Source organism: Flavobacterium sp., from assembly GCF_044361065.1.
Lineage (GTDB): Bacteria > Bacteroidota > Bacteroidia > Flavobacteriales > Flavobacteriaceae > Flavobacterium.
Window position 1 is genome coordinate 1 of record NZ_JBIKJI010000065.1, and the last position, 10,718, is coordinate 10,718.

Annotated in this window: 9 protein-coding genes; 5 read left to right on the forward strand and 4 right to left on the reverse strand. The window is 33.4% G+C overall.

Annotation, left to right across the window (positions count from 1 at the left end; genetic code table 11):
* The first annotated feature begins 1 nt into the window (after position 1).
* The 5 genes from ACIQ11_RS05530 to ACIQ11_RS05550 all read left to right on the forward strand — a co-directional run bounded on the left by ACIQ11_RS05530 (position 2) and on the right by ACIQ11_RS05550 (position 5,912).
* On the forward strand, positions 2–712 hold the full coding sequence (locus ACIQ11_RS05530) for a metallophosphoesterase (RefSeq protein ID WP_396153567.1): 711 nt from the start codon (positions 2–4) through the stop codon (positions 710–712).
* A 53-nt stretch (positions 713–765) separates the two neighbouring features.
* Positions 766–1,341 carry an alkylphosphonate utilization protein gene (locus ACIQ11_RS05535; RefSeq protein ID WP_291241675.1) on the forward strand — a complete coding sequence of 192 codons (576 nt, stop codon included), beginning with the start codon at positions 766–768 and terminating at the stop codon, positions 1,339–1,341.
* 187 nt (positions 1,342–1,528) lie between these two features.
* Positions 1,529–3,337 carry a DUF1800 family protein gene (locus ACIQ11_RS05540; protein WP_396153569.1) on the forward strand — a complete coding sequence of 603 codons (1,809 nt, stop codon included), beginning with the start codon at positions 1,529–1,531 and terminating at the stop codon, positions 3,335–3,337.
* 5 nt (positions 3,338–3,342) lie between these two features.
* Positions 3,343–4,956 (forward strand): DUF1501 domain-containing protein, encoded by a 1,614-nt coding sequence (locus ACIQ11_RS05545; protein WP_396153571.1) that lies wholly within the window; start codon positions 3,343–3,345, stop codon positions 4,954–4,956.
* 245 nt (positions 4,957–5,201) lie between these two features.
* Entirely contained in the window at positions 5,202–5,912 is a 711-nt protein-coding gene (locus ACIQ11_RS05550) for a PmeII family type II restriction endonuclease (protein ID WP_396153573.1), read from the forward strand.
* Between the two features lie 18 nt (positions 5,913–5,930).
* On the opposite strand, the gene dcm is transcribed toward ACIQ11_RS05550, so the two are convergent.
* From dcm to ACIQ11_RS05570, 4 genes are all read right to left on the reverse strand, one after another.
* Positions 5,931–7,160: a DNA (cytosine-5-)-methyltransferase gene (gene dcm / locus ACIQ11_RS05555; RefSeq protein ID WP_396153575.1), complete on the reverse strand. Its 1,230-nt coding sequence runs from the start codon at positions 7,158–7,160 to the stop codon at positions 5,931–5,933.
* A gap of 309 nt (positions 7,161–7,469) precedes the next feature.
* Positions 7,470–9,023 carry an aldehyde dehydrogenase family protein gene (locus ACIQ11_RS05560; RefSeq protein ID WP_396153577.1) on the reverse strand — a complete coding sequence of 518 codons (1,554 nt, stop codon included), beginning with the start codon at positions 9,021–9,023 and terminating at the stop codon, positions 7,470–7,472.
* Between the two features lie 84 nt (positions 9,024–9,107).
* A complete protein-coding gene (locus ACIQ11_RS05565; protein WP_396153579.1) occupies positions 9,108–9,641 on the reverse strand; it encodes a 3-hydroxyanthranilate 3,4-dioxygenase in 534 nt (177 codons plus the stop codon).
* Positions 9,642–9,884: 243 nt separating this feature from the next.
* On the reverse strand, positions 9,885–10,718 hold an 834-nt coding region (locus ACIQ11_RS05570; protein ID WP_396153581.1), incomplete at its 5' end, for an endonuclease/exonuclease/phosphatase family protein.

Consider the following 10,718-nt stretch of genomic DNA (forward strand, 5'->3'; position numbering starts at 1 on the left):
CATACACGGCGGATTAAAAGCAGTAATTCAAGTGCTACAAAAAGCAGCAATAAAAGCAGATGATACGTTAATTTTTTTAGGAGATTATGTAGATGGTTGGAGCGAATCGCCAGGCGTTTTAGATTTTTTAATTGCCTTATCGGAACAACAAAAATGTATTTTTATAAAAGGAAATCATGATGAATTGCTTTTGGATTGGTTAGAAAATCGGCATGAGAATATAAAAGAAGAACTATGGTTTAAGCATGGCGGCAAAGCCACCGTTGATGCTTATTTAAATATTTCAACTGAAACGAAACAAAAACACATTACCTTTTTAAAATCATTACGAAATTATTATTTAGATGCTGAAAACAGGTTGTTCATTCATGCGGGTTTTACTAATATGAATGGCGTTTCACAAGAATTTTTTCCAAAATTAATGTATTGGGACAGAACGCTCTGGGAAGTGGCTTTATGTTTAGATGAAACTATGGATAAAAATTCGCCTTTATATCCAAAAAGACTAAAAATTTATTCTGAAATATTTATAGGTCACACGCCTGTTTCTAAAACTGAAATTGTGCCGCCGCTTTGTAAAAATTCTGTTTGGAATTTAGATACTGGAGCCGCTTTTTTAGGCGTGTTAACCATTATGGATTGTACTTCTAAAGTGTTTTGGCAAAGTGATGAATTGCGTGAGTTATATCCAAACGAAATAGGAAGAAATTAATACTTATATTTGCCCATAATTAGGAATAAATAACAGCCATAAAAACAGAAATAATGAGTGTAATTGAAAGAAAATTAAAAGACAGAAGCGAGTCAAAATGTGAAATTAGTGGTGCCGAATTGGATTTAGTGGTGTACACTTTACCACCTTATACAGAAGAAAGTTTAGCTCATTCGGTTTTGTTGACCAAGCAATTAAAAGATCAAGTGGAAAACCCAGATACTATGAATCCAAATGATTGGAGAGGCTTATCTGATAGTATGTGGAACGAAAATTTACCTGTTCAAATTTTATCTTGGAGAATGTTAGCACGTTTAAAAAACATCGATACTTTAGAAATGATGTATTTAGACGAAGAAGCATTAGAATGGGCAAAAGCTACAGGCGAAGGCGAAGAAGAAGACGAAAATAAAATTGTTCATAAAGACAGTAACGGTGCCATTTTAAAAGATGGAGATTCTGTGGTTTTAATTAAAGATTTAGATGTTAAAGGCGCTACTTTTACTGCAAAACGAGGCGCAGCAGTTCATAATATAAAAGTGGTTTGGGACGATGCCAACTTGATTGAAGGTAGAGTAGAAAACCAACATATTTATATTTTAACACAATACGTGAAGAAAACGAAGTAATTAGTTAATGTATCATATTAATCCTGACAGGTTTCAAAAACCTGTCAGGATTTTAGAGATTTAAAACCCTGCATACACCTTATTTGCAGGGTTTTTATTTTTTAAATATATTTTTTGTACATTTCGCAATAATTTTAAACCTTTTCGTGATTTAATAGTCTAATTATAAATATGTTAAGCATAGGGTATGGAAAAAAAATATTCGAGAAGAAATCTTTTTAAAAAAGTATTCCTTCGAAGAGAAGAAAGTCAAGATCCTCTTTTTGAAAAATATAAAAGAAAAAACTACGGTTTAAGAAGATATCAATCTATTGACACTAATGCGGAAACCAATAGAATAGGTAACATCACAAGTGGTTTAACGCCATATGCTGGAGCTTGGAATACGGCTTCGGTTTTACATTTATTACGAAGAACACAATTTGGTTTTAAATTTTCTGATGTTAACGGGTTAGTACAAGCGGGTTTTAATTCGAGTGTCAATTCGTTGCTAACCATTTCTAGTACAGTACCAAATCCACCAGTTAATTACTATCAAAATGTTTTTGCTGATGAGGGAAATATCCCTTATGGAAGCGATTGGACACAACACGCCTTTAATTCCAATAGTATTGGAAATACTACAAATTTCTATAGAATGAATGCTGTTTCTTTATGGAATTTAGGACAAGGTCTAAACCAACAACTCAATATAAGAGAGAAAATGACTTGGTTTTGGTATCATTTTATTCCTGTTGATTTTAATACGGTTAGGGTTTCTCAAAATAACTATTGTGCTACAAATTCTGCACGAATATCTCACGAATACGTTCAAAATTTTAGAACTAATGGTTTAGGTAATTTTAAAACTTTAATTAGAAATATGGCCACGCAACCCGCGATGATGTATTATCTAAATAATCAAGCCAATACCAGTAGTGCGCCTGATGAAAACTTTGCTCGAGAAATAATGGAGCTTTTTACACTTGGAAAAGACCCTTTGAGTCAGTTTACAGAAGCTGATGTGGTGGCAGCAGCAAAAATTCTTACGGGTTGGCGCGTTCAAAATTTAAATGCACATCCAACTACAACAAGCTTTGTTTCAACGCAACACAATACAAGTACAAAACAATTTTCAGCTTTTTTTAATAATACTACAATTACAAATAATGGTAGTGCAGAATTAGATGCATTTATCGATATGATATTTTCTAAATCGCAAGTCGTATCCGAATACATTTGTAGAAGATTGTACCGTTATTTTGTATATTATGACATTGATGCCAATATAGAAGCGAATGTTATTGTGCCATTAGCACAGCATTTTGTTGCTAATAACTGGGAAATTGCACCTGTTTTAGATAAATTATTTAAAAGTCAGCATTTTTATGATATGGCAAATTATGGGGTGTATATTAAATCACCTTTCGATTTAGTTATTGGTTCGCTTCGTACTTTTAATATCAATTATAACGTAACTGACCAAACAAATTATTATGCGCAATATTCTGTTTGGAGTGCCATAAGTAGCCGTTATTTACTAACTATGGATCAAACAATGGGAGCCATTCCAAATGTTGCAGGATGGCCAGCCTATTATCAAAATCCAAATTTTCACGAGTATTGGATTAATTCTAATACGGTACAAAAAAGAGCTGCATTTATTGATGCTATTTTTAATGGGTTCAATTTAACATATAATGGTTTAACAACCCGAATTGAAGTAAATGTGATTGCGTGGGTTTCTCAGTTTGCACCCGCAGTAATTTCTGATCCAGACTTATTAGTAAACGAATGTGTGAAATATTTACTTCCTATTGATTTAAGCAGTTCTGTAAAAAACAACTTGAAAGTACAGAATCTTTTATCAAATCAAATAGAAAATCATTATTGGTCTGGTGCTTGGAGTAATTATGTTAACAATCCAACAAATGCCGGTTTTACCAATATCGTAAAAACAAGATTAAAAAGTTTGTTACTTGCTATTACGCAACTTTCAGAATATCAACTAATGTAATTGTTATGAAAAGAAGAAATTTTATAAAAACGACTGCTTTAGCAACAACGCCACTTTTATTTAATGGGATTCCAGTTATGGCATCTTCGGAAGTTGATAGTGTAACATTAGAAAAAATGGCACTTTCTGCCATAAACTGTGGTAAAATATTAGTTATTATTCAGCAAAATGGTGGTAACGATGGGCTAAATACGGTTTTCCCATTAGACAAATGGAGTAATTTAGTTAATGCGCGTGCTAATATATTAATGCCTGAAAGTAGTGTATTAACTTTAAATAATAATGCAACTACGGGATTACATCCTGCTATGACAGAAATGAAAAATCTGTACAATAATGGAAAAATGATGATTGTGCAGGGGGTATCGTATCCCAATCCAAATTATAGTCATTTTAGAGCAACTGATATATGGTTTACGGCATCTGGAAGTAATCAGAATTTAAATAGCGGTTGGCTTGGAAGGGCATTAGATGTTAAATATCCAAATTATCCAATGGATTATCCTTCGCCTGAAATGCCGCATCCTTTAGCTATTCAGATTGGGTCAACGTTGCCTTTTTCATTGCAAGGACCAAATATGAATATGGGTTATAGTGCTCCAGATCCGAATGCGTTACTTAATGTTATTAATGGTATTACAGATCCTTCGCCAAATTCTGATTATGGCCACGAACTTACTTTTCTTCGATTAATGAAAGACCAAAGTAATGTGTATAGAAATGTGATTCAAACCGCTTATAATTTTGCATTAAACTCGGGAGTTACTTATCCAACAAGTAACAAATTGGCCGACCAGTTAAAAATTGTTGCCAAACTTATTAATGGAGGATTACAAACTCCAGTTTATATTGTAAATCATCCTAATACTCACGACACACACGAAAATCAAGTAGATAATAATGATAAAACGCAAGGTTCCCAAGCTATAAATTTGACCTTATTGTCTCAAGCTATTGGCGCGTTTCAGCAAGAAATTACCTATATGGGTAAAGATAATGATGTGACTGGAATGACGTTTAGTGAATTTGGTAGAAGAATTAAAAGTAACGCAAGTAAAGGTACAGACCACGGTTCGGCAGCGCCAGTTATTTTCTTTGGTGGCGCATTAAACACCAGCCCTAATGAAGTGGCAAATACGACGCACCCCATTCCTGGAATGATAGGAACTTCTCCTGTTTTACCAACAAATGCTGCGGTAAATGATCAAATTCCAATGCAGTTTGATTACAGACAAATTTATACCACCGTGATGCAAGATTGGTTGTGTATGTCTGAGACTGAAGCCGCAGAAGTTTTGGGAGGTAATTATGTAAAATTACCCATATTTGATGCTACTTTAAGTGATAGTATCAATTTTGAAGATGAAAACAACCAAGGTGTGCTTTTGTATCCAAACCCATCTAAAGACGGAATTTTAAAGGTTTTGTTTTCAGATACCGTAAATACTAACGTGCAATTTACAGTGTTTTCAGTTAATGGAAGTCTAATTTACAATACTGTAGAATTTATTTTAGAAAATAATAGCACCTTATATTATCAAAATTTATCTTCTGGAATGTACATATTATCCATTGAATGGAACAGAAAAAAAGTATATAAGAAATTTATTATTGAGTAATTAGGGTTTTAATTTGCCGATTAGGCAATGTGATACTACAAAACCTGCAAAAATATTGCAGGTTTTTTTATTTTAAGAATATTTAGTAGATTTGAAAAACTAAAAAGTGAAACAAAACTTCGCCTATCTTGCCTATACGGGCAGTATACTAGTCTGAAAATTTCGCAAATAAACGAGTTAACTTAAATTCTACAAAAAAATTAGGCATAAGAAAAAGCACTATATTTGAAAACTAATTTAAAAAAATGACAGAAGAAAAAAGAATTGAAATACTAAATAATGCTAAAGATTTTTTCAGAAGTGAAATTGTAACTAGCCATATTGAAGGTGCTTGTAAACGAGCAAGTAAATTATCTGAATATAATGTGAATCCTTTTTTATTCAAATATTTAGCAAATTTTCTAACTGGAAATGACAATGCTGAAAGCATTGCAAGAGCTTTAGTTTTACCAAGAATTCTAGGTTCATCAATTAATACATCATTCGGAATGAAAATCCAAAAATTAATAGGACAATTATTTCAAGGATTAGGTTCAACAACATCAGGAATTGATATTGAATTCATTGATGCTGTTGATGGACGCAGAAAATATTGTCAACTAAAAGCTGGTCCAAATACAATTAATCACGATGATGTCGTAACTGTTATTAATCATTTCAATGGTGTTAGAAATTTAGCAAGAACAAATAACTTAAATATTGGAATAAATGATATGATTGTGGGAGTTATTTACGGTGAAGAACCTGAATTAAGTTCACATTATAAGAAAATATCTAATTCATTTCCTGTGATAATAGGAAAAGAATTTTGGTATAGACTAACAGGGAAAGAAGATTTTTACTTTGACTTGATTGATGCAATTGGAGACGTAGCATTAGAAGTTGATGGAAGTCATATTGTAGAACAAACCATTTCAAATCTAGCATTAGAAATTCAAGCAAAATATTTTGAGTAAAATAGAAATCTTAGATTTTTATTTTACTCTATAATAATCATTTAAAAACTTAATAATCGAATAGCCAACTTCGCGACCTAAATTTACAGGAACAGCATTTCCAATTTGTTTGTATTGTTGAGCAATTGGCCCTAAAAATTGCCAATCATCTGGGAAAGTTTGTATTCTAGCATATTCACGCACTGTAAACGGTCGAGTTTCGTCTGGGTGACATCTTTCAGTTTGTTTTTGGGCAGGACTACAAGTTAAAGTTAAACAAGGTTCATCCCAACCTATTCTTCTAGCCATACCAGTTTTTCCACCACCTAAATAAAAACTTGCACCCATAAAATCTTTCTGTATATCTATAGGTAAATCTCTCCAATATCCTTTAGGTGGAACTAGATCTAAAACCCTTTTTTTACTTTCAGGATATTTTGCACCACTTGACTTTTGTACATTAGATTCAAACAATTGTCCTTTTTTAAGTGCATCTGAAAGATTATATATTTTTTTATAAGGCTTTGGATATTCATATTTCAAATGAATATCTTTCCTAACTCCAACTAAAATAAGGCGCTCTCTTTTTTGTGGAACTTTATAATTTATAGCTTTTAAAACTTGTACAGGAACAACATTGTAGCCAATTTCATCCAAAATAGAAATCATACCTTGTAAAGTTTTTCCGTTATCGTGATTCAATAACCCTTTAACGTTTTCTCCGATACAAATTGGCGGATTCACTTCTTTGATAACACGTGCAAATTCATAAAACAAAGTTCCTCGCGCATCTTCAAATCCTAATCTTTTACCTGCATAACTAAATGCTTGACAAGGAAAACCTCCTGTAACAACATCTACTTGATTGTAATATTCGGAAAAAATGAAATTCTTTATATCTCCTTCAAGAACATTCCAATTTGGTCGATTATTTCTCAAAGTTGCACAAGCGTGTTTATCAATTTCATTCAAAGCCACACATTTCAATCCAGCTTTTTCCATTCCAACAGCCAGACCTCCAGCACCAGCAAACAGCTCTAAAACCTTGTATTCGTTTTCAGGTTCGACAAAATTGGAAATTGTTTCTTGGACATCTGTCTGAAGAAAATTAGCAAATAAAGTTTCAACATCATTTTTTCTATAAACTCTATAATTACTCATAGGTTCACGAACGGCAGAAAGCTTTCCTTCTTCATCCCAACGACGAAGTGTTTTTGTACTCTTGTTGAGTAACTTTGCTGTTTCTGAAATAGTTAAATATTCACTCATAACCAAATTATACAACATTAGACATTGGTTACAAATATAATAGAAAATATTTCAAACTTCCAAAAAAAATAAAAAATATCTACAGATAACAAGCATTTGTCAAGATTTCTTTGGTAGTCGCTGCGCTCGTGTCCGAATTTTGTAGTAAATTCACGTTTACGTTTCGCAAGAAATTTTGTCTATAAAACAAAAAACCCCTACAAAAATTTACAGGGTTTTTCTATTTCCTGCAAGGTCTTTTTGACCTTGTAGGTAACTCTTAAAAAAAACCTACAAGGTTTTTAAAACCTTGCAGGATGTTTCGCTACATTACAAATCAAACTTAATACCTTGCGCTAATGGCAATTGATCTGAATAGTTTACGGTATTGGTTTGTCTTCTCATATACACTTTCCAAGCATCTGAACCTGATTCTCTTCCGCCACCCGTTTCTTTTTCACCACCAAAAGCACCACCAATTTCTGCACCAGAAGTTCCGATATTTACATTCGCAATTCCACAGTCTGAACCCGCAAAAGATAAAAATTTCTCTGCTTCTTTCATACTGTTTGTCATAATGGCTGAAGATAAACCTTGTGCTACGCCATTTTGTTTTTCAATAGCGTTTTCCACTTCGCCTTCGTATTTCATTAGATATAAAATAGGGGCAAATGTTTCGTGTTGCACAATTTCAAAATGATTTTCAGCTTCAATGATAGCTGGTTTTACATAACAGCCAGATTCGTATCCTTCACCTGATAAAACACCACCTGCTACTAATACTTTTCCGCCTTCAGCTTTTGCTTTTTCAATTGCGGCTAAATACGTGTTCACTGCATCAGTATCAATAAGCGGCCCTATATGATTTTTTTGATCTAATGGATTTCCAATGGTTAATTGCCCGTAAGCGCCCACAATGGCATCTCTTACTTTATCGTAGACACTTTCGTGAATGATTAATCGTCTTGTAGAAGTACATCTTTGTCCGGCAGTTCCCACCGCACCAAAAACGGCTCCAGGAACTACAACTTTTAAATCGGCAGTTGGTGTGATAATAATGGCGTTATTTCCACCTAATTCCAATAAAGATTTTCCGAAACGTTGTGCAACAGTTGTACCAACAATTCTTCCCATTCTGGTAGAACCTGTAGCAGAAATTAATGGGATTCTTACGTCTGTAGTCATCATTTCACCTACTTTGTAATCACCGTTAATGATACAAGAAATTCCTTCTGGTAACTGATTTGCTTTTAAAATATCTGCAATAATATTCTGACAAGCGATAGAACATAATGGCGCTTTTTCCGAAGCTTTCCACACACAAACGTCACCACAAATCCAAGCTAATGCCGTATTCCAAGCCCAAACCGCTACTGGAAAGTTAAAAGCCGAAATAATTCCTACTACTCCAATAGAATGCCATTGTTCTCTCATTACGTGCCCAGGACGTTCAGACGGAATGGTTTGTCCGTTCAATTGTCGAGATAAACCTACGGCGAAATCGCAAATGTCAATCATTTCTTGTACTTCACCATATCCTTCTTGTAACGATTTCCCCATTTCATAGGAAACTAATTTTCCAAGTGGTTCTTTTAATTCTCTTAATTTATTTCCAAATTGTCTAACAATTTCGCCACGTTGGGGTGCTGGCATAGCACGAAACGATTTGAATGCAGCTGTAGCACTTTGCATTACTTTTTCGTAATCAGCAGCTGTGGTTGTTTTAACTTTTCCGATTAATTGACCATCAACTGGCGAATAACTTTCAATTATTTCTCCAGATGAAAAACTGTTAGAACCCGTTGAGGTTCCGTCATTAATTTCTTTTATTCCAAGTGCTTTTAAAGCTTCAGGCATTCCAAATTGTGAGGCAATTGTTGACATTTTTAACTTTTTTAAATGATTTTGTTATGATTATGCAAATATAATAAATTGATTTTAGAATATAGAAAATAGAATAAGATGTGGTTATTTTACAAATTTTGGATTGCTTTCCATAACCGTTCCGCATTTTTTACACGTTCTTTTTTCTTCTGAAGCATAAAAATCGTTGAAATGTGTAAGGAAATCGTTTTCAATATTGTTCAACTCAAAATATACTTCGTGAAGTTTGTGATTGCACGAATCGCAAAACCAAAGCAATCCGTCTTTTACATCCAAATGATTTCGTTTTTTTTCAATTACTAAACCAATAGAATTTTCTGTTCTGCTTGGCGAATGTGGTATTTTAGCGGGTAATAAAAACATATCTCCAGCGGAAAGATGCATCGCTTTTTTTTCCCCGTTTTCTTGAATATACACAGTAATATCACCTTCTAACTGATAAAATAATTCTTCGGTTTCGTTATAATGATAGTCTTTTCTGGCATTAGGTCCTGCTACAATCATTACAATATAATCGCCTGAATCTATATATAAATTTTTATTTGCAACTGGCGGAACAAGAAGATGTCTGTTTTCTTCTATCCACTTATTCAAGTTGAAAGGTTTTGCAATTGACATAAAAAGAATTTTAAAAGGTAAAGTTACAAAATAAAAAGTACCTTTAATTATTTTTTTATTGGTGTCCAAAATACTTAAAACAACTCACTTTTAGTGTGTTTCTAATTCAGGTTTTGAAAAATTTTGCCACGGATTTCACGGATTTTCACGGATTAATTCGTGCTAATTTGTGTAATTTGTGTCAAAAAAATAAGTTATTCAACTTTGCGCCAAGCAAAACTAAGAACTTCAAGTCCAAGTGGTTTACTTTTTTGCTTCTTTTATCAAGTAAATATAAGACGGGAAATGATCCGAATATCCAGGTCCTAAAGCGCCATTTCGCAACGCATATCCTTTATATTGACCCGTTTGTTGAATCATAAAAGGAGCATTGTACACACCAGCTTTCCAATATCTCCAAGAAGAATAGTCTTTTCTCAATAAAGGCTCAGAAATGATAATTTGATCGAAAAAATCCCAAGAATCTCTAAAAGCTAACGTTCCAATTCCTTTATTCATTAATTTTTCGGCAGGATTGTAAAGTCCTAACGGTTGTACCTCTTTTTCATCTCCTTTTGCGCCTAAAACCTGTTTTACACTTTTATTAAAAGGACCGTCATTCAAATCGCCCATTGTGAAGATTTTCGCATTCGGATTAATAACTTGTAACGAATCGATAATTTTTTTGTTTAACGCAGCTGCGGCTTCACGTAGTGGACTACTTCTTTTTTCGCCACCTCTGCGCGAAGGCCAATGGTTTACAATAAAATGCATTTCTTCACCGTCTAATAATCCTGTCATTAATATTTGATCTCGAGTGTAAATTCTTTTGGTTTTTATGTCTACCACATTATCATCGGTATCTTCTACTTTTTCTTTGTCTTTTGCTTTTTTATCGGTTTCATCTTCAGTTACGATAAGTGCATAATTTTTATAACTCGTTGGTTGAAAATGTCCTTTTTGATATAAAAATCCGGTATCAATCCCTCGTCTATCTGGCGAATCGAAATGAATTACGGCGTATCCTTTTGCTGCTAATAAGGGTTGTTTGCAAAGATCTTCTAACACTTGTCTGTTTTCAATTTCAGCGACACCTAA